Origin of the sequence: Duganella sp. CF402 (genome assembly GCF_900109645.1) — a bacterium.
Classification (GTDB): Bacteria; Pseudomonadota; Gammaproteobacteria; order Burkholderiales; family Burkholderiaceae_D; genus Rugamonas.
Genome location: NZ_FOBG01000001.1, coordinates 2,124,641 through 2,145,833 on the forward strand (window position 1 = coordinate 2,124,641; position 21,193 = coordinate 2,145,833).

23 protein-coding genes and 1 tRNA gene are annotated in these 21,193 nt (G+C 63.4%); 18 read left to right on the top strand and 6 right to left on the bottom strand.

The genetic code is table 11. From position 1 onward, the window contains the following. The first annotated feature begins 37 nt into the window (after nucleotides 1–37). The 4 genes from BMZ70_RS09460 (at nucleotide 38) to BMZ70_RS09475 (ending at nucleotide 2,610) form a co-directional block, all read left to right on the top strand. A complete protein-coding gene (locus BMZ70_RS09460; RefSeq protein ID WP_092272855.1) occupies nucleotides 38–247 on the top strand; it encodes a hypothetical protein in 210 nt (69 codons plus the stop codon). A 75-nt stretch (nucleotides 248–322) separates the two neighbouring features. Next, on the top strand, nucleotides 323–1,216 hold the full coding sequence (locus tag BMZ70_RS09465) for a hypothetical protein (protein ID WP_092272858.1): 894 nt from the start codon (nucleotides 323–325) through the stop codon (nucleotides 1,214–1,216). A 98-nt stretch (nucleotides 1,217–1,314) separates the two neighbouring features. Further along, nucleotides 1,315–2,484, top strand: coding sequence for a methyltransferase (locus tag BMZ70_RS09470; protein WP_092272861.1), 1,170 nt, complete (start codon nucleotides 1,315–1,317; stop codon nucleotides 2,482–2,484). A 49-nt stretch (nucleotides 2,485–2,533) separates the two neighbouring features. Continuing rightward, nucleotides 2,534–2,610, top strand: a tRNA-Met gene (locus tag BMZ70_RS09475). A gap of 413 nt (nucleotides 2,611–3,023) precedes the next feature. Here the strand turns inward: BMZ70_RS09475 and BMZ70_RS28320 are convergent. After that, complete coding sequence (locus BMZ70_RS28320; protein WP_165403491.1) at nucleotides 3,024–3,191, bottom strand: hypothetical protein; 168 nt, start codon at nucleotides 3,189–3,191, stop codon at nucleotides 3,024–3,026. Between the two features lie 134 nt (nucleotides 3,192–3,325). Here BMZ70_RS28320 and BMZ70_RS09490 point away from each other — a divergent pair, with 134 nt between their 5' ends. From BMZ70_RS09490 to BMZ70_RS09505, 4 genes are all read left to right on the top strand, one after another. Continuing rightward, nucleotides 3,326–4,993 (top strand): acid phosphatase, encoded by a 1,668-nt coding sequence (locus BMZ70_RS09490; protein ID WP_092272870.1) that lies wholly within the window; start codon nucleotides 3,326–3,328, stop codon nucleotides 4,991–4,993. 81 nt (nucleotides 4,994–5,074) lie between these two features. Then, nucleotides 5,075–5,299: a hypothetical protein gene (locus BMZ70_RS09495; protein ID WP_092272873.1), complete on the top strand. Its 225-nt coding sequence runs from the start codon at nucleotides 5,075–5,077 to the stop codon at nucleotides 5,297–5,299. A gap of 123 nt (nucleotides 5,300–5,422) precedes the next feature. Next, nucleotides 5,423–6,832 carry an ATP-dependent RNA helicase DbpA gene (gene dbpA / locus BMZ70_RS09500; RefSeq protein ID WP_092272876.1) on the top strand — a complete coding sequence of 470 codons (1,410 nt, stop codon included), beginning with the start codon at nucleotides 5,423–5,425 and terminating at the stop codon, nucleotides 6,830–6,832. Nucleotides 6,833–6,903: 71 nt separating this feature from the next. Continuing rightward, nucleotides 6,904–7,965 (top strand): aldo/keto reductase, encoded by a 1,062-nt coding sequence (locus tag BMZ70_RS09505; protein WP_092272879.1) that lies wholly within the window; start codon nucleotides 6,904–6,906, stop codon nucleotides 7,963–7,965. On the opposite strand, the gene BMZ70_RS09510 is transcribed toward BMZ70_RS09505, so the two are convergent. Further along, entirely contained in the window at nucleotides 7,966–9,165 is a 1,200-nt protein-coding gene (locus BMZ70_RS09510; protein WP_092272882.1) for an MFS transporter, read from the bottom strand. Between the two features lie 55 nt (nucleotides 9,166–9,220). Here BMZ70_RS09510 and BMZ70_RS09515 point away from each other — a divergent pair, with 55 nt between their 5' ends. After that, nucleotides 9,221–10,030, top strand: a complete 810-nt coding sequence (locus BMZ70_RS09515; protein ID WP_092272885.1) for an AraC family transcriptional regulator — start codon at nucleotides 9,221–9,223, stop codon at nucleotides 10,028–10,030. Here BMZ70_RS09515 and BMZ70_RS09520 read toward each other — a convergent pair. Beyond that, the gene (locus BMZ70_RS09520; RefSeq protein ID WP_092272888.1) at nucleotides 10,011–11,498 is read right to left on the bottom strand and encodes a HAMP domain-containing sensor histidine kinase; all 1,488 of its coding nucleotides are present in this window, start codon (nucleotides 11,496–11,498) and stop codon (nucleotides 10,011–10,013) included. The genes BMZ70_RS09515 and BMZ70_RS09520 overlap by 20 nt on opposite strands. Then, nucleotides 11,495–12,208 (bottom strand): response regulator transcription factor, encoded by a 714-nt coding sequence (locus BMZ70_RS09525; RefSeq protein WP_092277699.1) that lies wholly within the window; start codon nucleotides 12,206–12,208, stop codon nucleotides 11,495–11,497. The genes BMZ70_RS09520 and BMZ70_RS09525 overlap by 4 nt, the downstream gene beginning before the upstream one ends. 126 nt (nucleotides 12,209–12,334) lie before the next feature. On the opposite strand from BMZ70_RS09525, the gene msrB reads away from it, so the two are divergent. The 8 genes from msrB to BMZ70_RS09565 are packed head-to-tail and all read left to right on the top strand — an operon-like array spanning nucleotide 12,335 to nucleotide 18,948. Next, nucleotides 12,335–12,820: a peptide-methionine (R)-S-oxide reductase MsrB gene (gene msrB / locus BMZ70_RS09530; RefSeq protein WP_092277701.1), complete on the top strand. Its 486-nt coding sequence runs from the start codon at nucleotides 12,335–12,337 to the stop codon at nucleotides 12,818–12,820. 12 nt (nucleotides 12,821–12,832) lie between these two features. Then, a complete protein-coding gene (locus BMZ70_RS09535; RefSeq protein ID WP_092272891.1) occupies nucleotides 12,833–14,641 on the top strand; it encodes a redoxin family protein in 1,809 nt (602 codons plus the stop codon). Nucleotides 14,642–14,654: 13 nt separating this feature from the next. After that, nucleotides 14,655–15,341: a peptide-methionine (S)-S-oxide reductase MsrA gene (gene msrA, locus BMZ70_RS09540; protein WP_092272894.1), complete on the top strand. Its 687-nt coding sequence runs from the start codon at nucleotides 14,655–14,657 to the stop codon at nucleotides 15,339–15,341. 59 nt (nucleotides 15,342–15,400) lie between these two features. Further along, nucleotides 15,401–16,441, top strand: a complete 1,041-nt coding sequence (locus BMZ70_RS09545) for an ABC transporter substrate-binding protein (protein ID WP_092272897.1) — start codon at nucleotides 15,401–15,403, stop codon at nucleotides 16,439–16,441. Continuing rightward, nucleotides 16,438–17,013 carry an SCO family protein gene (locus BMZ70_RS09550; RefSeq protein ID WP_229205353.1) on the top strand — a complete coding sequence of 192 codons (576 nt, stop codon included), beginning with the start codon at nucleotides 16,438–16,440 and terminating at the stop codon, nucleotides 17,011–17,013. The genes BMZ70_RS09545 and BMZ70_RS09550 overlap by 4 nt, the downstream gene beginning before the upstream one ends. 2 nt (nucleotides 17,014–17,015) lie before the next feature. Further along, the gene (locus BMZ70_RS09555) at nucleotides 17,016–17,456 is read left to right on the top strand and encodes a cupredoxin domain-containing protein (protein WP_229205354.1); all 441 of its coding nucleotides are present in this window, start codon (nucleotides 17,016–17,018) and stop codon (nucleotides 17,454–17,456) included. A 9-nt stretch (nucleotides 17,457–17,465) separates the two neighbouring features. Then, on the top strand, nucleotides 17,466–18,224 hold the full coding sequence (locus tag BMZ70_RS09560) for an ABC transporter permease (RefSeq protein ID WP_092272901.1): 759 nt from the start codon (nucleotides 17,466–17,468) through the stop codon (nucleotides 18,222–18,224). Beyond that, the gene (locus BMZ70_RS09565; RefSeq protein WP_092272904.1) at nucleotides 18,214–18,948 is read left to right on the top strand and encodes an ABC transporter ATP-binding protein; all 735 of its coding nucleotides are present in this window, start codon (nucleotides 18,214–18,216) and stop codon (nucleotides 18,946–18,948) included. The genes BMZ70_RS09560 and BMZ70_RS09565 overlap by 11 nt, the downstream gene beginning before the upstream one ends. Here BMZ70_RS09565 and BMZ70_RS09570 read toward each other — a convergent pair. Beyond that, nucleotides 18,938–19,909 carry an alpha/beta fold hydrolase gene (locus BMZ70_RS09570; protein WP_092272907.1) on the bottom strand — a complete coding sequence of 324 codons (972 nt, stop codon included), beginning with the start codon at nucleotides 19,907–19,909 and terminating at the stop codon, nucleotides 18,938–18,940. The genes BMZ70_RS09565 and BMZ70_RS09570 overlap by 11 nt on opposite strands. A 60-nt stretch (nucleotides 19,910–19,969) precedes the next feature. Here BMZ70_RS09570 and BMZ70_RS09575 point away from each other — a divergent pair, with 60 nt between their 5' ends. Then, a complete protein-coding gene (locus BMZ70_RS09575; protein WP_092272910.1) occupies nucleotides 19,970–20,665 on the top strand; it encodes a hypothetical protein in 696 nt (231 codons plus the stop codon). Here the strand turns inward: BMZ70_RS09575 and BMZ70_RS28795 are convergent. Next, on the bottom strand, nucleotides 20,576–21,163 hold the full coding sequence (locus tag BMZ70_RS28795) for an amidase family protein (RefSeq protein ID WP_229205355.1): 588 nt from the start codon (nucleotides 21,161–21,163) through the stop codon (nucleotides 20,576–20,578). The two genes, BMZ70_RS09575 and BMZ70_RS28795, sit on opposite strands and share 90 nt — an antisense overlap. Nucleotides 21,164–21,193: the final 30 nt, after the last annotated feature.

The following is a 21,193-nucleotide window of genomic DNA, read 5'->3' on the forward strand; positions in this document are numbered from 1 at the left end:
AAATCCCGCCTTTGCCACATCCAGCGGTCATCGAAACATGTTAAAAGCACCACGCACCCTCACCTTCAAATGCGCCAAGTGCGCTAAAGCCGTCCAGGTCCGCCTGCAGAAAGTCTCGGCCTGCTCGCACATCCAACCTTACCTCGGCGTGTGCGCCTGCGGCGAAGTGCGCCACCACGCCATCGGCCAGAAAGACGCAGTCGCATCCTACCTGGCAGCTCCGGAAGGCTGGACCCACCACCACTAATTTGCGCGCCGCCCTCAAGTAATCGGATACGATACCGTTAAACAGTTGTAGAAGTAATATCAAACGGAATCCATCATGTCTACCATCTCGAACCTGGGCGGCCGCTGGCCTGCTCTTTACACCGGCCAGCAAAACGGCAACAGGCCGGGCGCCGTGCAGAAAACGCAGGACGCGTCGCCGGCCATCAAATCCGGTGGGGCGCTGGACCTGGACAAGCGCGTGGCCGCAGTCGGCAACGCGACGGTGGACTTCGCGCAGGATTTCGTCAGCAGCTTCACGCAAGCGCTGTTCGGCGATGACGCCAAGGGCGCGGTGATCGATTTCGACTCGGCCAGCCTGGAAACCTCGTCCAGCTACGCCGTCGGCTACCAGCACACCGAAGGCGCCAACGGCGTCACCGATGCCGCCGCCTTCAGCCTGTCCGACAGCTCGCACTTCATCGGTAAAGGCACCATCACCACCGCCGACGGCCGCAAGTTCGACTTCGAAGTGGAAGTCCAGTACAACTACGAACTGAATGCCGCCGCCAGCCAGACCAGCAGCCTGCCTGCGCCCGAGCAGGACAGCGACAAGCCATCGACCAAGGACCTGCCAAGCGTGCAGCTGCCGAACATCGACTTCCCAGGTACACTGGCGGACCTGTTCAAATTGATCGGCCGCGACCTGCACACCGCGCTGTCCAGCAACGACGACAACAGCAAAACTGCCGAAGGCATCGACCGCAACACCCTGCGCAGCCTGTCGCTGCGCCTGCTCAACCTGGTCGACAGCAAGGACGCCAACACCTACGCGCCGCCGTCGAGCGCCGACAAGGCCAAAGCTGCGGCCAGCGCCGGCGAAACGCAAGCGGACAGCGATGCCCCAGTGGCCAGCGATACGCCAGCCGCAACCGAAACGCCGGCCGCCGCCGATGCCGCCGCAGCACCGGCAGCCGACGACGCCGCATCACCCGACAACACCGCCGCGTAATCACGATCCGGGCCCTCCTCTGGCGCCCGGTATAATAGCGACACTCTCCGCTACGCGGCCCGCGCGTAGCGCGTCACTATTTTCTGTCGATTGCCCACATGTCCGTACAAACTTCCGCCTCGCCTGATCCACTGCACATCCACTGGGAGGAGAACGGCGAACAGCATTCCGCGCGCTGGCGTTCGGAAGCCGGCATGCCGCCACCGAAGCGCGTGGTCATCGCAGACGACACGACCAATGCCGATGTGGCCTACCGCCTGGCCTGCGAAGGCACGGCCCTGCTGTGGCGCGGTGACTTCCAGAATGCACGCCAGCTGCTGCAAGCGCTGGCGCGCCGTGCCGACCACAAAGGCGGCAAAGGCAAAAAGGCCAAGCCGGCCAAAGTCCCTTCCTCGCCGACCGAAGCGTTCCACCTGCATCGCCAGGCGCAATCGCAGCGCGCCCGCACGCTGGCCATGCTGCTGATTCCTTTCGACGAGGGCTACACCATTCCGCTGCGCCGCGCGCCGGACGTCAAGCTGGCGTGCAACGAGGCGTATGGCCGGTACGAAGAACCGTTCATCGCCTCCATGCGCGAGCTGCTTGGCCTGATCGGCGCGCACGAATGGCGCCGCACCGGCGTCGAGATCCCGGCGCTGGGCGCGCGCATCCATCCGCACTACGGCGTGTTCTCGCCGGTGCGCGGCGAATACGTGCAGATGGTGGCCGATGCGCCGCTGCCGAAAAATGCGGCGCTGGCGTTCGATATCGGCGTCGGCACTGGCGTGCTGTCGGCGGTGCTGGCCAAGCGCGGCGTGGCGCGCGTGATCGCCACCGACCAGGACCAGCGCGCCCTGAGCTGCGCACGCGAAAACCTGGCCCTGCTGGGCGTCGACCAGCAGGTCGAGCTGCAAGTGGCCGACCTGTTCCCCGAAGGCCGCGCGCCGCTGGTGGTGTGTAATCCGCCGTGGGTGCCGGCGCGTCCGAGCTCGCCGATCGAATACGCCGTCTACGATCCGGACAGCCGCATGCTGCGCGGCTTCCTCAGCGGCCTGTCGGCCCACCTGACGCCGGGCGGCGAAGGTTGGCTGATCCTGTCCGACCTGGCCGAGCACCTCGGCCTGCGTCCACGCGCACAGTTGCTGGAATGGATCGCCGCCGCCGGCCTGAAAGTAATCGACCGCATCGACGTCCGCCCAATCCACCCACGCGCCTCGGACGCCACCGATCCCCTCCACGCCGCCCGCGCCGCCGAGGTCACTTCCTTGTGGAAATTAGGGGCGGCATAAATCGGCCCTTGCGCATCGCCGCGCACTTGTATATAATTATGGCCTCAGACGCGGGGTGGAGCAGTCTGGCAGCTCGTCGGGCTCATAACCCGAAGGTCACAGGTTCAAATCCTGTCCCCGCAACCAAATTCGATAAGCCGTTGATTTTCATAAGAAAATCAACGGCTTTTTCCGTTTCTGGCCTAAGAACCCATGAACTTGCGGAAATTCTCACACTAAGCAAGCCTGCATGGCTTGCATGATCTGAATAGAATCAGCCATCATGCAAAGATAGATTTTGAGGGAATCACATTGACGATGCGGCTCAAGGGTGTGAAGCTTGGTGAAATGTGCCCAGTGATGGAGATGTGTGTCTCAAAGCGTCCAGTTCTCCACCTTTATCCCTGCAAGGCGGAAAAAATCTCCTGTATTGTTCGTGACGACAGTCAGACCACGCTTTTTTGCCTGAGCTGCGATCATCACATCGCGGTAAATCGCCTCAACCAACTGCGGGTGTCCGCGCAGGTAGTCTATGACAGCATTGGCATCTAGTAGAAACCTCATTTGGCGCTGGCTTTCTTCATTACCTTGACGGCGGCCGCGCGGCTTTTCTTAGTGTCTCGATTGAGCTGATCCATAAGGGAAAAGAACTCAGTTGAAAGACTGGACTTTGCCACATCTTTTTCAGATGTACTTCTTGCAATAGCCTTCTTCATCTTTAGCTGCATGATGACCTCCTGCGCGAGCATCCACGCTAATTCAGATTTCTCGCGCAAGCAAGCAGCATTATCAATCTAGTGCCATACACAACCAGTCACAAAGCTGTCACAATTGATCTTTTAGTCTAGCCAGGGAGGCGTGCGTGAAGGATCAAGTACCAGCAGCAGAACAACAAGAGCAAGACGCTCCGGCCAATCCTTCCCGTCGCCGCATTTTCCAGGCCGCTGGTGCTGCCGGGCTGGCGACTTCCTTGCCTGCGCTGACCGAAGCCGCGCCGGCCAAGCCTGCCACAGCATCCAAAGGCTCGCTCGACGATAAGCTCAAGACCAACATCAAGAACGTGGTGGTGATCTATCTCGAGAACCGCAGCTTCAACAATCTGTTCGCCAATTTCCCAGGCACCGCGCAGCCATTGTCCGCGGTGCCAGCCGCCGCTTGCGTGCAGCGCGACCGCGATGGTTCGGTGCTGCCTTCGCTGCCGAAAGTCTGGGGCGGCATGGTGCCGAACACGCAGGATATCGGCGGTAAGAAATACGCGATCAAGGAAGACGATGTCAAAGGCCTGCCGAACGGCCCGTTCAAGCTGGTCGACACTGAAGGCAAGCCGCTGCCGGAAGCCGTCATCACGCGCGACCTGTGGCACCTGTTCTACCAGAACCAGATGCAGATCAACGACGGCAAGAACGACGGCTTCGCCGCCTGGGGTAACACCGGCGGCATGGTGATGGGCTACTACGGCGAGACCAATAAAAACCTCGGCCTGTGGAAGATCGCCGAACAGTACACGCTGTGCGATAACTTCTTCATGGCGGCTTTCGGCGGCTCCTACCTGAACCACCAGTTCCTGATTACCGGCCGCGTGCCGGAATACTTCAACGCCAAGGACACCGCGGCCAAGAAGAAGATCGCGGTGCTGGACGACGGCCCGACCGGCTTCCGCCTGTCTACCACCCCGGACTCACCGAAATCGGCGATGGACGGCCATCCGCACTTCGTCAACAACGGCGCCATCACGCCGGACGGCTACGCGGTCAACACGATGGCCCCGCCCTACCAGCCAAGCTACATCCGCCCGGCCTTCGACGGCGACCCGCTGCACGCCGATCCAGCCGACGCAGGCACCCTGCCGCCGCAAACCTACGACACCATCGGCGACCTGCTGTCGCGCAAAGGCGTGAGCTGGGCGTGGTACGGCGGCGCGTGGCAAGCGGCCCTTGACGCGCGCGGCGGCGGCGAGAAGCCAAACTTCCAGTACCACCACCAGCCGTTCAACTACTTCAAGCAGTTCGCACCGGGCACCAAGGCGCGCGAAGAACACCTGCGCGACGGTGGCCTGGGCGACAGCCCGATTTCGAACAAGTTCATCGCCGACGCGATAGCGGGCAAGCTGCCAGCCGTGACCTTCTACAAGCCGCAAGGTAACCTCAACCTGCACGCCGGCTACTCGGATATCGAGTCCGGCGACGCCCACATCACCAACGTCATCGAGCACCTGAAAAAATCTCCCCAGTTCAGGAACATGCTGGTGGTGATTACCTTCGACGAAAACGGCGGCTGGTGGGACCACGTCGCGCCGCCGAAGGGTGATCGCTGGGGTCCGGGCTCGCGCATCCCGGCCATCATCATTTCGCCGCACGCGAAAAAAGGCCACGTCGACCACAGCTTCTACGACACCACCTCGATCATGCGCTTCATCACCCGCCTGCACGGCCTGCCGCTGCTGGAAGGCCTGAAGACGCGTAACGAAGCCTTCGCCGCGCGCCACGCCACGCCGCCGGGCGACCTGACGGGAGCCCTGAGCTTCCGCTGATATTGCGCTTGTGTTAAACTGCGCGCAATTCTGTAAGTTCACGAAGCCCGACTCACCCAGCCGGGCTTTTGTTTTTTCCCGATGAGAGATAAAAAAGATAACGCTACGTTCGACCTGCCGGGCTTTGCCCCTGCCGCGCCGCTCGAACCGGAAGCAAAGCGTCCACCGCCGCCGCGCGTGCGTCGTGCCTCGCTCAAGCAGGAACAACTGGAACTGCTGGAGCCGACCGATACCACCGGTCTGCCAATCTGGGTGCGCGATGAAAACCTTGACCTTACCGGTTTGCCGGTATGGAAGCGGGACTGAACCGGTACAGCTGCGCTACAGCACCGGTACAACATCCGTACACCTCTCATACACTTCCTGCACAGCTAAGGCGACGCGCCTGTTAGACTGTGCTGACATCCTTTTTGAACAGGGACCGCCACCATGACTTCCACCGCCTTCGCCAGCCTGCCGCTGAATCCAGCTTTCCTCGACAACCTCGACTCGCTCGGCTACAAGGAGATGACCACGATCCAGGCGCAAAGCCTGCCGTCGGTACTGGAAGGACGCGACCTGATCGCCCAGGCCAAGACCGGCAGCGGCAAGACCGCCGCCTTCGGCATCGGCATCCTGCACAAGCTGAATCCTGCATGGTTCGCGGTGCAGGCACTGGTGCTGTGCCCGACCCGCGAACTGGCCGACCAGGTGGCCGGTGAGCTGCGCCGCCTGGCCCGCTCCACCGGCAACGTGAAGGTGCTGGTGCTGACCGGCGGTTCGCCGATGCGCCCGCAAATCGCCTCGCTGGAACACGGCGCCCACATCATCGTCGGCACGCCGGGCCGCGTGCGCGACCACCTGGGCCGCAACACGCTGGACCTGTCGAAAGTCAGCACGCTGGTGCTGGATGAAGCCGACCGCATGACCGACATGGGCTTCTACGACGAAATCGCCGGCATCGTCAGCGCCTGCCCGAAACGCCGTCAGACCCTGCTGTTCTCGGCCACCTACCCGGACGACATCCGCCGCGCCACCGACGACTTCCTGGTCGATCCGATCGAAGTGACGGTGGAAGCGCAGCACGACAACAGCCAGATCGAACAGCTGTTCTTCGAGATCGGTTTCGACAACCGCAACGAAGCCGTGGCGCGCCTGCTGGGCCACTACAAGCCGGTATCGGCCATTGCCTTCTGCAACACCAAGGTGCAATGCCGCGAGCTGGTGGAATCGCTACAGCAGAAAGGCTTCTCGGCCCTGGCCCTGTACGGAGAGCTGGAACAGCGCGAGCGCGACGAGATCCTGATCCTGTTCGCCAACCGCAGCTGCTCGGTGCTGGTGGCCACCGACGTCGCCGCGCGCGGCCTCGATATCCCGAATCTGGAAGCGGTGATCAACGTCGACGTGTCGAAGGACACCGAGGTCCACATCCACCGCGTCGGCCGCACCGGCCGTGGCGGCGAGCAAGGCATGGCGTTGTCGCTGTGCGCGCCGAACGAGAAAAAGTGGGTCAAGCTGATCGAGGAATATCAGGGCCAGCCGGTTGAATGGTTCGATCTCGATAGCCTCGACGAAAACGACTACGGCGTTGATCCTGCACCGATGATGACGCTGGTGATCTCGGGCGGCAAAAAGGACAAGCTGCGTCCGGGCGACGTGCTGGGCGCACTGACCGGCGACGCCGGCCTGGCCAAGGAACAGGTCGGCAAGATCAATGTGACCGAGTTCCAGACCTACGTGGCGATCGACCGCCGCGTCGCCTACGACGCCTACGCGCGTCTTAACAAAGGCAATCCACTGGGCGGCGACTTCGGCGCCATCAAGGGCCGCAACTTCAAGATGCGCTTTATCGGCGAGTAAGCAACTAACTCTTTCGTGGCAGGCGCGCCGCGCGCCACCCTCCTATGATGTATCAACCATAGGAGGAAGCCATGAAATACCTGCATTTCGGCCGGCGTACCGGCTTGCGCGTTTCGGAGCTGGCGCTCGGCACCGGCAACTTCGGCACCGGCTGGGGCTATGGCTCCGAGCGCGGTGAAGCCAAGGACGTCTTCGACGGCTACGTCGCCGCCGGCGGCAATTTCATCGACACCGCCAACGGTTATCAGGCCGGCCAGTCGGAACAGCTGGTCGGCGACTTCATCGCCGCCGACCGCGATTACTTCGTCCTCGCCACCAAGTACACACTGGGCCTCTCGCCCGCCGACGGCGTCACCCGCACCGGCAACAACCGCAAGAATCTCATCCGCTCGGTGGAGGAAAGCCTCAAGCGCCTCAAGACCGACCGCATCGACCTGCTGTGGGCTCACATGGCCGACGGCGCCACGCCGCTCGACGAAATCCTGCGCGGCTTCGATGATCTGGTCCGCGCCGGGAAAATCCACTACGCCGGCCTGTCCAACTTCCCCGCTTGGATGGTGGCGCGCGCCGACCTGATGGCGGAGCTGCGCGGCTGGTCGCCGGTGGCCGGCATCCAGGTTGAATACAGCCTCGCCGAGCGCAGCGCCGACCGCGAATTCCTGCCGATGGCGGAAGCACTGGGACTGGGTGCGGCACTATGGTCGCCGCTGGGCGGTGGTCTCCTGACCGGGAAATACCGCGACGGCAGCAAGGAAGGCCGCATGACCGGCTTGGGCGGCGTCCTACTGCGCACCGAAAAAGGCGAGCGCGAAACCGCCACGCTGGATGCGGTGCTGGCCATCGCGCAGGAACTGGATGCGACGCCCAGCCACGTCGCCATTGCCTGGCTGCTGGACAAGGCGCGCAAATCCAGCACCGCGCTGGTGCCCATCCTCGGCTCGCGCACGCGCGCGCAACTCGATGCCACGCTGGGCGCAGTCGCACTGCATTTGAGCGCGGAGCAGATGCAGCGGCTGGATCAGGCCAGCGCCATCGCGATGGGTAATCCTTACGACATCGTGGCACAAAGTGCGGCCAGCATTGCAGGCGGCAGCGCCGAAGCGCTGCGCAAGCCGCTGATCCCGCCGCGCTGATTAATGCTCGATGCGCGGCAGCAGCACGGTCAGGATGCCCAGCAGCGGCAGGTAGGAGCACAGCCGGTACACATAGGCGATGCCGTTGACGTCCGCGATATGGCCCATCGCTGCCGCACCAATGCCACTGACGCCGAACATCAGGCCGAAGAAGATCCCGGCGATCATGCCCACCTTGCCCGGCACCAGCTCCTGCGCAAACACCACGATGGCGGAGAAGGCGGACGAAATCACAAAGCCAATCAGCACCGTCAGCAGCGCGGTCCAGAACAGGTTCACGTAGGGCAGCGCCAGCGTGAACGGCGCTGCGCCGAGGATGGAAATCCAGATCACGCGCTTGCGGCCGATGCGGTCGCCGATCGGGCCGCCCATGAAGGTGCCAGCTGCAACGGCCGCGAGGAACAGGAACAAATACATCTGCGCCGACGACACCGACACGCCGAATTTTTCGATCAGGTAGAAGGTGTAGTAGCTGGTCAGGCTGGACATGTAGATGTACTTGGAGAAGACCAGCAGCGCCAGCACCGTCAACGCGCCGATAACGCGGCCTTTAGGTAAAGGCGATACGGCCGGCGCAGCAGCCTTGCGCGGCTGCGCGAGGTGGTGGCTGTGCCAACGGCTCACATACACCAATACCGCGATCGCCACAGCCACCAGCAGCGCGAACCACGCGATCTTGCCTTGCCCACGGCCGATGATGACGGCCGCCGCCAGCACGGGGCCGAGCGCCGAACCTGCATTGCCGCCAACCTGGAACAGCGATTGCGCAAAACCGAAACGTCCGCCGGATGCGGCACGCGCCACGCGCGAGGCTTCGGGGTGGAAGGTCGAGGAACCGACGCCAATCAACGCCGACGACAACAGCAGCGCGTGGAACGAGGAGGCAAAGGACATCATCAACACGCCGACCAGCGTGGCCACCATCCCGATCGGCAGCAGGAACGGAATCGGACGGCGGTCGGTGTACAGGCCGATCCAAGGCTGCAGCAGCGAGGCGGTGCACTGGAAGGTCAGCGTGATCAGGCCGACCTGCGTGAAGCTCAGTCCAAACTCCGCCTTCAGCATCGGGTAGATCGAAGGCAGCATGGCCTGCGTAAGGTCGTTCAGCAGATGGACCAGCGCGACGGCGCCCAAAATCTGCATGACGGTTTCGCCGTGAGGACGGCTTACGGTAGTAGCGGAAGTGGCAGTAGTATTCATGCGACCCAGTGTAATATAGCGTGCAAAGCTTGATATTCCAACTATCGTCGAATAAATGACAAATTCAGCCCGCAGCAGCGATCACCGCGACTACCAGCGCGTGCCGCGCGTCGTCACCGCAATGGCGCGCGACGAGGTGCATGGCGTGTCGGTCGCGCCGCACAGCCACGAACGCGCGCAGCTGCTGTATGCCACCGAAGGCCTGATGCGGGTGCAGACCGAGGCCGGCGTATGGATACTACCGCCACGCCGCGCGCTGTGGATTCCGCCCGGCGTGGTGCATCACTGGCATTCGCTCAGCAAAGTCACCATGCGCACCATTTACGTCGAGGCCAATGCGGCCAAGTCCTTTGGCGCTGGCTGCCGCGTGATCGAAGTCAGTCCCCTGCTGCGCGAGCTGATACTGGCGCTGCTGGTGGAACCGATTGAATACCCAATCCCCGGACGCGGCGAGCATCTGGCGATGCTGATCCTGTCCGAGCTGGCGGCGGCGGAGACGGTGCCGATTGCCATTCCGTGGCCACGCGACCGGCGACTGGTGGCGGTGTGCACGGCCATCATGGCCGATCCGGGCAGCAGCCGGAATATCGAACAGTGGGCGGATGAAGTGGGCGCCAGCGCGCGCACGCTGATCCGCCTGTTCCCCAAGGAGACCGGCCTGCATTACCGCCAGTGGGTGCAGCAGGTGCATCTGGCCGAAGCGTTCGGGCGGCTGGCGCAGGGCCACGCCGTGGGTGAGATTGCGGCGGCGCTGGGCTACGCCAGTCCGAGCGCGTTCAGCGCCATGTTCCGCCGTATCCTCGGCAAAACGCCGCAGCACTACCTGTCCGAGTGGCGAACGCCGCTTACGCTGCTTCCAGCGTAAAGCGGAACACTGCGCCCTGCCCCGGTTCGCTCGCCAGTTCGATCTTGCTGCGGTGGAGTTGCAGGATGCGGTTGACCGTCAACAGTCCCAGGCCGCCGACGCGGTATTCGCCTTGCAGCGCGACCGGGCGGCGGAACAGGTTCTCACGAAGCGCGGCCGGCACGCCAGGGCCTGTATCGGCGACTGTCACTGCGACGGCGCCTGCAACCGCCGCCTGGACCGTGATTTCCACCTCGCCGCCGGACGGCGTATGGCGAATCGCGTTGTCGAACAAATTGGTCAGCACGCGCTCGATCATGCCCAGGTCCGCGCGCACCATCGGTGCGGGATGCGGCAGGGTCGCCATCAGCCGGATATTGCGTTCCTGCGCTTGCAGCTCGAATTTCTGGAACACGTCTTGTATCAGGTCGGACAGCGAGAACGGCTCCAGCTCCGGCGTCACCGAGCCATGCTCAAGCCGCGCCAGTTCAAACAGGGCTTGCGCCAGCTGGCCTACTTTCCGGCTCTGCGACAGCGCGATACCGAGGTAACGCTGGCGTTCGGCCGGGTCCAGCGTTTCGTCTTTCAGCGACAGCGTTTCAAGGTAGCCGTGGATGGAGCCGAGCGGTGTGCGCAGGTCGTGCGAAATATTCGCCACCACTTCCCGGCGGTCGTGATCGAGCTGGCGCATGGTCTTCCACTGTTCGTTGATGCGCGCGCCCATGTCGGCGAAGGACTGTTCGAGAATCGCGATCTCGTCGCGCGGGCCGCCGCGCTGCGGTGCGGGCAGCACCAGCTGGTCGGCCTGCGTGTCCAGCTGCTGCATGGTCGCGGTGAGGCGATGCAGCGGCCGCGTGATGAGGCGGAAGGCGATCAAGCCGGCAGCCAGCACCAGCGCGGCCACCACCGCCATCGACCACAAGGTGGTGCGCAGCACCGAGCTGGCTGTCGCGCGCGCCGCCAGCCGGTCGTGTTCCTCGCTTTGCAGGATCACGTAGATGTAGCCGATTTTCTGTTCGCCCGAACGCAGGACGGCGGCGCTGAACACCTTGCGTCCGCGCTCGCTGCGCGGGTCGTCGCCCTGAATCGGCAGCGGTTCATCATTCAGCAGGCGGCGGATCGGTTCAAGGTTCACATGGTCGCGCTTCAGGTGCCCGGCCGGCGCGGCGTGGCCGACCACGCGGCCGTCATTGTCCAGCAAATACACTTCCACGCTGGGGTTCACGCTCATCAGCTTATTGAACAGGCGGCGCACCGCCGCCGGACCGAGACCATCGCTGGCCGGAGCTTGCGCGTTGCTCTCTTCGTCGGCCTGCATCAGTTGGGCATCGAGCGCAATGCTGCGCGCCAGTCCGCGCGACAGGCCTTGCACCACCTCTTTCTCGTGCATGATGTTGGCGCGAATCTGCAGCCAGGCCGACGCGCCGCAGCACACCAGCAGCAGCAGGCAAAATGCCAGCGACAGTCGCTGCGACAGTGTCAGGTTCATGATGTGGCGCCGCCGGCGTAGCGGTAGCCCTTGCCCCACACGGTGAGGATGCGCGTCGGGTCGGCCGGATCGGTTTCGATCTTGGCGCGCAGGCGGTTGATATGGGTGTTGACGGTGTGCTCGTAGCCGTCGTGCTGGTAGCCCCACACCTGGTTCAGCAGGTCCAGCCGCGAGAACACTTTTTCAGGATGCTTGATGAAGTGGTACAGCAGGTCGAATTCGCGCGGCGTCAGGTCGAGCGCGGCGCCGTTCAGATGGGCCAGGCGCGTGATCGGATCGACGCGAACGCCTTTCAGTTCCAGCATGCCGCCTTCGGCGCGCTGGCTGCGCGACATGGCGTCTGCACGGCGCAGCAGCGCTTTCACGCGCGCCACCAGTTCCAGCACCGAGAACGGCTTGGGCAGGTAGTCGTCCGCGCCCAGTTCGAGGCCGAGGATGCGGTGCACTTCGCTCGAACGCGCGCTGGTGATGATGATGGGCGTGTAGCTGGTCATGGCGCGCGCCTGGCGGCAGATCTCCAGGCCGTCCACGCCGGGCAGCATGATGTCGAGGATCAGCGCATCCCAGCCGCCGGTGCGCACTTGCGCAAGGCCTTGCGCGCCATCGGCGCAATGGGTGACTTGATACCCCTCATCCTGGAGGTGTATGCGCAGCAGGTCTGCGATATGAATGTCGTCTTCGACGATGAGTACGCGTTTGCTAGGTTCCATGAGCGTCATTGTGCAGGATTCTTGCGCTGAAAAGTATCACAAATCGTTTAAGTTTACGTGAGGATTTCGTCAACACTCCCGGCGCAGAATGGCTCCATCGTTATTCCACCTACGGAGAACTCCATGATGACCAGCAGACGTTCCTTCATCCTGACCAGCGGCGCCGCCCTGCTGGCGGGTCTTGCCTACCGCAGCACGACGGCCGCGCCGGCCGCCGCCTGGGAGGTTACCCACACCGACGCCGAATGGCGCGCCCTGCTCTCGCCGGCCCAGTATGAAGTGCTGCGCAAACATGGCACCGAGCGCCCGTTCAGCAGCCCGCTGTACAAGGAGCATCGCGCCGGGAAGTTCTTCTGTGCCGGCTGCCAGAATCCTCTGTTCACGTCGAAGAATAAATTCGACAGCGGCACCGGCTGGCCAAGTTTCTGGAAGCCGCTGGATCGCGGCGTGAATACCAGCCGCACCACGTCGCTCGGCATGTATGGCGTAGAAGTGGTGTGCCGCCGCTGCGGCAGCCATCTGGGCGATGTGTTCGACGACGGCCCGGAACCGACCGGCCTGCGCTACTGCATCGACGGTGTAGCGCTCAACTTTGTTCCTGGCGAAGCCTGATCGGAGGTCATCATGTTATTGATTCTGCTTTCTTATCTCGGCGGGGCGCTGACAATCCTCAGCCCTTGCATCCTGCCGGTACTGCCGTTTGTGTTTGCCCGCACCGGGCAGCCGTTCGTGCGTAGCGGCTTGCCGCTGTTGCTCGGCATGGCCTTGACCTTTGCGCTGGTGGCGACGCTGGCTGCGGTAGGCGGCGGCTGGGTGGTGCAGGCTAACCAGTACGGGCGCTGGATTGCGCTGGTGCTGATGGCGTTCTTTGGTGTGACGCTGCTGCTGCCGCATCTGGCGGATCGTTTGACCAAGCCACTGGTGGCGCTCGGTGATAAGCTGTCCAACAAGGCACATGCGGATGGAGAGAGTTCCGGCGCACGCTCGGCGCTGCTGCTCGGCGTGGCGACTGGTTTGCTGTGGGCGCCTTGCGCGGGGCCGGTGCTGGGCCTTGTGCTGACTGGCGCGGCGCTGAATGGCGCGAGTGTAGGCACCACGTTGCTGCTGCTGGCGTATGCGGCCGGCGCGGCGACTTCACTGGCCCTGGCGCTGCTCGTCGGCGGCAAGGTCTTCAGCGCGATGAAGCGCTCGCTGGGCGCAGGTGAATGGGTGCGTCGCGGCTTGGGCGCAGCCATGCTGGCCGGCGTGGCAGCGATTGCGACCGGACTGGATACCGGCTTGCTGAAGCAAGTGTCGACCGTCGCCACCGCAGGCATCGAACAAAAGCTGATCGACACGCTGACGCCACGCCAGCAGCCCGAAGCCCCGGCAGGCGGCGCGATGATGTCGCGTACCGCGATGGCTGCCGGCCCTGCGATGATGGCGCGCCGTGCGATGGCGCAAGCAGCGGACACGCTGCCGGTGGAAGGCAAGCTGCCGTCGCTGGACGGCGCCGTACAGTGGCTGAACTCCGCGCCGCTGACGGCCGAGCAGTTGAAAGGCAAAGTGGTGCTGGTCGACTTCTGGACCTACTCCTGCATCAACTGCCTGCGCAGCCTGCCCTACACCAAAGCCTGGGCCGAAAAATACCGCGACCAGGGCCTGGTAGTGATCGGCGTGCACGCCCCGGAATTCGCCTTCGAACGTGACCTTAACAACGTCCGCAAGGCGGTGAAAGACCAGGGCATCACCTTCCCGGTCGCCGTCGATAACAACTACGCCATCTGGCGCGCTTTCAACAACCAATACTGGCCAGCGCACTACTTCATCGACGCCAAAGGCCAGATCCGCCACCACCACTTCGGCGAAGGCGAATACGCCCGCTCTGAACAAGTGATCCAGCAACTGCTGGAAGAAGCCGGCCGCAAAGACGTAGCCAACACCGTGGTCAGCGCCGAAGACGCGCAAGGCATCCAGCAGCAGTCGGACATGGGACAGGTCGGCTCGCCGGAAACCTACCTTGGCTACGAGCGCGCCGAAAACTTCGCCTCGCCGGAACGGCAAGCCGCCAACGCCGCCCGCCAGTACACGGCTCCCGCCAAACCGGCACTGAACCAGTGGGGCCTGGCCGGCAACTGGCTGTCGCAAGCGGACCAGATCACGCTGAACCAGGGCACCGGCAGCATCGTCTACCGCTTCCATGCACGTGACCTGCACCTGGTGCTGGGCCCCGGCAAGGACGGCAAGCCAGTGCGCTTCCGCGTCACCATCGACGGCACCGCGCCGGGCCAGAACCACGGCAGCGACGTCGCCGCCGACGGCACCGGCAAGATCGACAGCCAGCGCCTGTACCAGCTGGTGCGCCAATCGGGTAGCGGCGCGGTGGGCGACCACACCTTCAGCATTGAATTCCTCGATCCCGGCGTACAAGCCTACGCCTTCACCTTCGGTTAAAAGGAGCATCAACATGAAAAACTTCGCATTCAAACTTGCCGCACCGCTTGCCCTGATGGGCGCCCTCACCGCCTGCGCGGCAGAACCACCTGTCGTCATCTCGGCCCCGGCCGTCGACGAACCGGCGGGCACGGAGCACACCGCCACCGCCATCTTTGCCGGCGGCTGCTTCTGGGGCGTGCAAGGCGTGTTCCAGCACGTTAAAGGCGTGACCAGCGCCGTCTCCGGCTACACCGGCGGCGAGGCCCGCACCGCCAATTACGAGTCGGTTGAACAAGGCGATACCGGCCACGCGGAATCCGTGAAGATCACCTACGATCCGACCCAAATCAGCTACGGCAAACTGCTGCAGGTGTTCTTCTCTGTGGCGCACGATCCGACCACGCTGAACCGCCAAGGCCCGGATCGCGGCACGCAATACCGCTCGGCGATCTTCCCGCAAACGGCCTCGCAGCGCGCCGTGGCGGAAAAATACATCGCCCAGCTGGATGCCTCGCATGCCTTCAAGAAGCCGCTGGTCACCCGGATCGAGACTGACAAGAAGTTCTACACCGCAGAGTCGTACCACCAGAACTACCTGACCCTGCACCCGAACGATCCGTATATCGTGTACAACGATTTGCCCAAGGTCGCCAACCTGAAGCGCATATCACCGGACCTGTACAGGGCCGATGCTGTACTGTTACGTAATACCCTGTAGTACAATTACAGTAACAATACAGTAACAATACAGTAAGATCACGGTGGAAGAGACACGCCATGCACAATCCAGAAGTTGATTCGCCCCTGCGCCGCCAACTGCTTGGCGGTATGCTGTCTGCCGCCGTCCCGGCGCTGCCGCTGCTGACTTCCGCCAGCGCCAGCGCCGCCGAATCCCCGATCCAGGTGGGCGGTTTGCCCGTCACCTGCAACCTCACCCTGCCGGTGGCCTGCATGGCCAAGGCGGCGGCAGCCGGCAAGCCCGGCGCCCTGCCGCGCGGCTTTGAATACAGCAAATACAACGGCTGGCCCGAGGTCAAGGAATCGCTGATGACAGGCCGCATCCAGGCCGCCTACATGCTGGCGCCACTGGTGATGGACCTGGCCGATAAGCGCATTCCGGTCAAGATTGTCTCGCTGGGTCACCGCTCGGGCGCCGTCATCATGGTGCGCACCGATTCCACCTACAAGAAATTCGCCGACCTCAAAGGCAAACGCATCGCCATCCCGAGCCGCTTCGCAGTCGACTTCCTGTTCCTGCGCAAAATGCTGGCGCGCGAAAAAATGTCGCCGAAGGATATCGAGATCGTCGAGATGGCGCCGCCCGACATGCCGGCCGCGCTGTACGCCAAAGCGGTCGATGGCTACTGCACCGGTGAACCGTTCGGCGCCGCCGCACAGCGCGCCGGTTACGCCCGCCCGCTGGCCATGACGCGCGACGAGTGGCGCAACTACATCTGCTGCGTACTCACCGTGCGCGAAGAACTGATCAAGGAAAACCGCCCGCTGGTGCAGGAACTGGTCAATTACGTGCAGGCTGCGGGAAACTGGCTGGACTCCACGCCGGCCAGCCGCGAGAAAGCCGTCACCATCGCCGCCGGCCGCAAATACTTCAACCAGGACCCGAACGTGCTGCGTTTCGTGATGCAGAACCCGGCCGACCGCGTCACCTACGGCGACCTGCGCATGATCCGCGCGGAGTTCGACGAATTGATGCAGCTGTCGATTGAAGCCGGCACCATCAAGCGCCCCATCGCCTACGAGAACTACGTGGACGACAGCTTCGTCAAAGCCATCAAACCTGTGACCATCAGCCTGTGAAGACGCTCTTCGCCACATTGCTACTAACGCTCGCCACCGCCGCCGGCGCCGCTGAAAACCTTGGGCTCAAGGCCGGCACCTTCGACCCGCCGCGCATGGCGCCCGACTTCACCGTCAAGGGGTCGGACGGCAAGCCGCTGAAACTGAGCCAGTACCGGGGCAAGCTGGTGCTGCTGGAATTCGGCTACACCTCCTGCGTGGACGTGTGCCCGGTGTCGCTGGCGATGCTGGCGCAGGCGCGCAAGCAGCTGGGCGCGCAGGCCGGCGAACTGCAAGTCATCTACGTCACCGTCGATCCCGAGCGGGACACCGAAGAACGCATGCGCACCTACCTGCGCAACTTCGATCCAACGTTCATCGGCGCCACCGGCACGCCGGAGCAAATGGCCAAGGTGCGGCAGGACTATGGCATCACCGCCACCAGGAAGCCGATTGAGGGCGGCAGCTACCTGGTCGGCCACTCGTCCTACCTGTACTTTGTCGACCGCGCCGGCAAGCTGCGCGCCCTGCTGCCCTACGGCCGCACCGCCGACGATGTGGTGCATGACGTCAAACTGCTGCTGAAAAATTGAAGATGCCGCGCACCCGCTTCCTGCCGGTCGTCGTCGGCGCGCTGTCGCTGTGTGTCGCCGTGCTGGCCACCGCATGGTCTGCCTATGCGCCAATCAACCTCGCCTCGCGCGACGAACTGTTTGAAATCCCGGCAGGCACCTACGCGCGCCGCGCGGCCGGCGACAAAGTCGACATCCTGCCCGCCGAAATCCACCTGACGCATGGCGCCAACGACGTGCTCCTGCTGCGCAATCTCGACAACGTGCCGCAGATTTTCGGACCGGTGCTCATCATGCCGGGACAGAGTTTCCGGCTGCCGTTTGAAACCGTCTCGGTCAACGACTTCGCCTGCACCGCGCACGCCAGCGGGCAAATGCGGGTGATCGTGGACGAGACCCCTGCCGCAGGCTGGCCGCGCCTGCAGTGGCGCGCCGCACGCGCGTGGAAACAGATGCATCGTTAAAGGACCAGCATGGAAAAACTCAAGACCATCCTGCCGCCGCTGGCGGTATTGATCGCACTGATCGCCCTTTGGTGGGTGATCGTGGTGCAAACCGAGAGCGTAATCTTCCCCACGCCGGGCCAGGTCGTCACCGGCACGCTGGAGCTGATGGAAGACGGCACGCTGTGGGAACACATCGGCGCGTCGCTGTTCCGGGTCGGCTGCGGCTTCGGCCTCGCCGCGCTGGTGGCGATTCCGCTCGGGCTGTGGATGGGCCGTGTGGACGGCGCCTACATCACGCTCAACCCTATCTTCCAGATCCTGCGCCCGATCTCGCCGATCGCGTGGATTCCGATTGCGATCCTGTGGTTCGGCGTCGGCAACCTGTCGCCGGTGTTCCTGATCTTCATCGCCTCGGTGTTCCCGATGATCGTGCAGACTGCCGCCGGCGTCCACACCATCGAACGCCGCTACCTGCGCGCGGCTGAAAACTTCGGCGTGTCGCGCTATGTGCTGTTCCGGCAGGTGATCGTTCCCGCTGTGCTGCCCGAGATTATCGTCGGCATGCGCATCGCGCTGGGCGTGGCCTGGCTGGTGGTGGTGGCGGCGGAGATGATCGCGCTGCGCTCCGGCCTTGGTTATCTCATCATGGACTCGCGCAACGCCGGCAACCGCTACGACCTGGTGGTGGCGGGCATGATCATCATTGGCGTCATCGGCCTGATACTGGACGTGGTGATGCGCAAGCTCGAAGGACTCAAATCGGTAAGGTGGCGCTATGGACGCTAAGATCGTCGTCAACAACATCAAGAAGAATTTCAAAGGCCTGCCGGTGGTGGATGGCGTGAGCCTGTCCGTCAAGGATGGCGAATTCGTCGCCATCGTCGGCCCGTCGGGCTGCGGCAAGTCGACGCTGATGAAGATCATCGCTGGCTTCGAGCCGGCCAGCGAAGGCGATGTGCGCATCGACGGCGCGGTGCGGCACGGCCCCAGCCCGAAAGGCATCGCCATCTCGCAGCACGGCTCCGTGTTCCCTTGGCTGACCGTCCAGCAGAACCTGATGTTCGGCCTGACCGGCGACGGCCACGGCGACAAGGCCGCGCTGGCCGACCACTATGCCGAGATGGTCGGCCTTAAAGGATTTGAAAACAGCTATCCGCACGAACTCTCGGGCGGCATGCTGAAACGGGTGGAGATCGCGCGGGCGCTGGTGGTCAAGCCGGAGATCCTGTACATGGACGAACCCTTCTCCGCGCTGGACGCGCTGATGAACCTCAAGATGCGCAACGAACTGCTGCGCATCCTCGGCGAAGAGCGCCACACCGTGCTGCTCATCACGCACGATGTGGAAGAAGCCTTGTTCATGGCCGACCGCGTGCTGGTGCTGTCGCCGCGCCCGACCCGCATCCAGGCCGTGTTTGAAGTACCGCACCCGCATCCGCGCAAGCTCTCCAACCCCGAGCTGCAGCAGATGAAGGAGCAGATCCTGCATGAGCTGGGCGTTACAGTGTGACCTGCTTCAGCACTTCCAGCACGGCGTCGACCACCGCTTCCGGCTTCTCGGCCTGAATCACGTGGCCGGCGCCGGCCACCACGCGTTGCGTGCTGCGGGTGGACAGCTTGGTGAACTCCTTCTGTACCGCGAAGTTCTCGTCTTCAAACGCCTTGTTCATCGGGCTTTGTGGCTGCCCCGGTACGGCATACGGGCTCACCCCGCGCGTAAGCACCACCAGCGGAATGTCGCCGAACGGGCGGCGCAGCTTGCGCAGCTGTTCATCGCTGGTGGCAATCGCCGCGTATTCCGCCACGTTGGCCTGCCAGTAGGACGGCCTGGACTCGGAAGCCAGCAAGGCTGCGCCCAACGACGGCCCGAAAGTCTTCAACGGCTCGCCGATGCAATTCTTCTTCGCCTCGGCATCCTTGCCAAATCCTTTTTTGGCAGCAGCCAGGCAGTATTGGCCCTGTCCCTCGACCATCGTATAAATATCCTTGATCTTGCCGCCTGTGACCTTGTCGAGGCGCGCCGTTTCATCTTCATGCTGCGCCTCCACCAGCACCAGCCCTTTCACCTCGGCCGGATAGCGGTAGGTGAACACCTGCACGTTAGCGCCGCCCAGCGAATTGCCGACCATGACGTACGGTCCCTTCTCGCCGGCGGCGGCCAGCAGTTTGTGCAGGTCGGCCGTCACGCTTTCCGAAGTATTCGGCGTTTTAACCGGATCGCTGAAACCAAGACCGGCGCGGTCGAACACGCAGGCGCGCGCGTGCTTCGCCACTTCCGGCTGCACCCGATACCACGACCAGCCGGCGTCACCGGACGGCGCGTCAAACACCACGGTAAGCGGGCCTTTGCCGCTACAGTACATATGCATTTTGCGGCCGCCACCAACATCGTAGCGATGCGGTACCGCAAACTCGCTCGCCATCGTCCAACCTGCACTCAACGCCAATACTGCAAAAGCAATGCTACGCATGAATACTCCTCGGGTGATGCAGCGCCACGGCTGCGACAAACCGCATAGTACAATGGAAGTATGCAAAAATTAACATCCGAACTACAAAGACTTTACCTGTTCGCAGGCCAGCAGCACGACGCGCCGTCGATCGACCTGGTCAAGGACGGCATGGTGCGCACGCTGGTGATCGACTTCCATAAGGCCGCCGATGAGCAGCACTGGGCGCGCCTGTGCGACGTCGCCAATGCGCTGCAGACCGAGCTTGGCTTGCCTGCGCCGGCGGTCAGTGTGTCCGGCGGCGAATGCTATCGTTTGTGGCTGTCGCTGGCGCAGCCGTTGCCGGAAGCGCAGGCGAAACAATTCCTCGCCTTGCTGCATAAGGCTTACTTTGAAGATGAGGAAATTGACTTCGGCCGCAGCCAGGTGGATTTGCCGCCGGTGCAGAATCGCGCCACCGGCTTGTGGGCCGCGTTCATCAACCCGAGCATGGGCGGCGCACTGGCCGAGGATTTGGGATTGGAGATGATGCCGCCGGAAGCTGCGCAAGCGGCGTTCCTCGAACGCCTGGGCAGCATCAGCACAGAAGAGTATCAGCAGGCACTGGCCACGCTGCAGCGCAAGCACGGCGCCGCGCCGGTATCCGCACCATCGTCGCCAGCCGTGGCCACGTCCAACGACGGCCTGCTATTGAAGGACGCTACGCTGGAAGATATCGTCCGGCACCTGCATGCGATGGGCATCGAGCCCACTTTCCGCCACGTGCTGAAACACTAGCGCGCTCACCGCCTTGTCGATCATCTGCACGCCGCGCGATTTCAGATCCAGCAGCGCCGCCTGAATCGCGGCGTCGGGCTCGCGCATGATCGGGTCGCTCATCTCCACGCCCAGGATGGCCGACAGCGTCAACGCTGACAGCTGATCCTGGCGGATCTTGCCGATGATGACCATGCCGGCCGCCTGCAGCTGCACCGCCAACAGATCGGCCCCCTCCTTGAGCAGCACCGGAATGCCGTGCAGCGGGCCGCGCGCCCGCTTCAGGTTGCGCTCGCGGTCCATGTCCAGCGCGTTTTTCAGCGCATGCGGATGGATCTCGATCCCTGACTTGCTGGCCAGCTTGATCCGGGTCAGGTACTGCGACGTCAGCCAGTGCGACGTCAGTTTGCCCGCCTCCATCAAACGCCGCTGCTCTCCCACACCGGCGTCGAGGATGCCGCCGGTGCCCAGCTGTTTGACCGGCGGAGTGCCGAGTTTTACCAAATCCCTGCGGTTCATGCCATCCTCGTGAGTGGTTTGTTGCGCTGC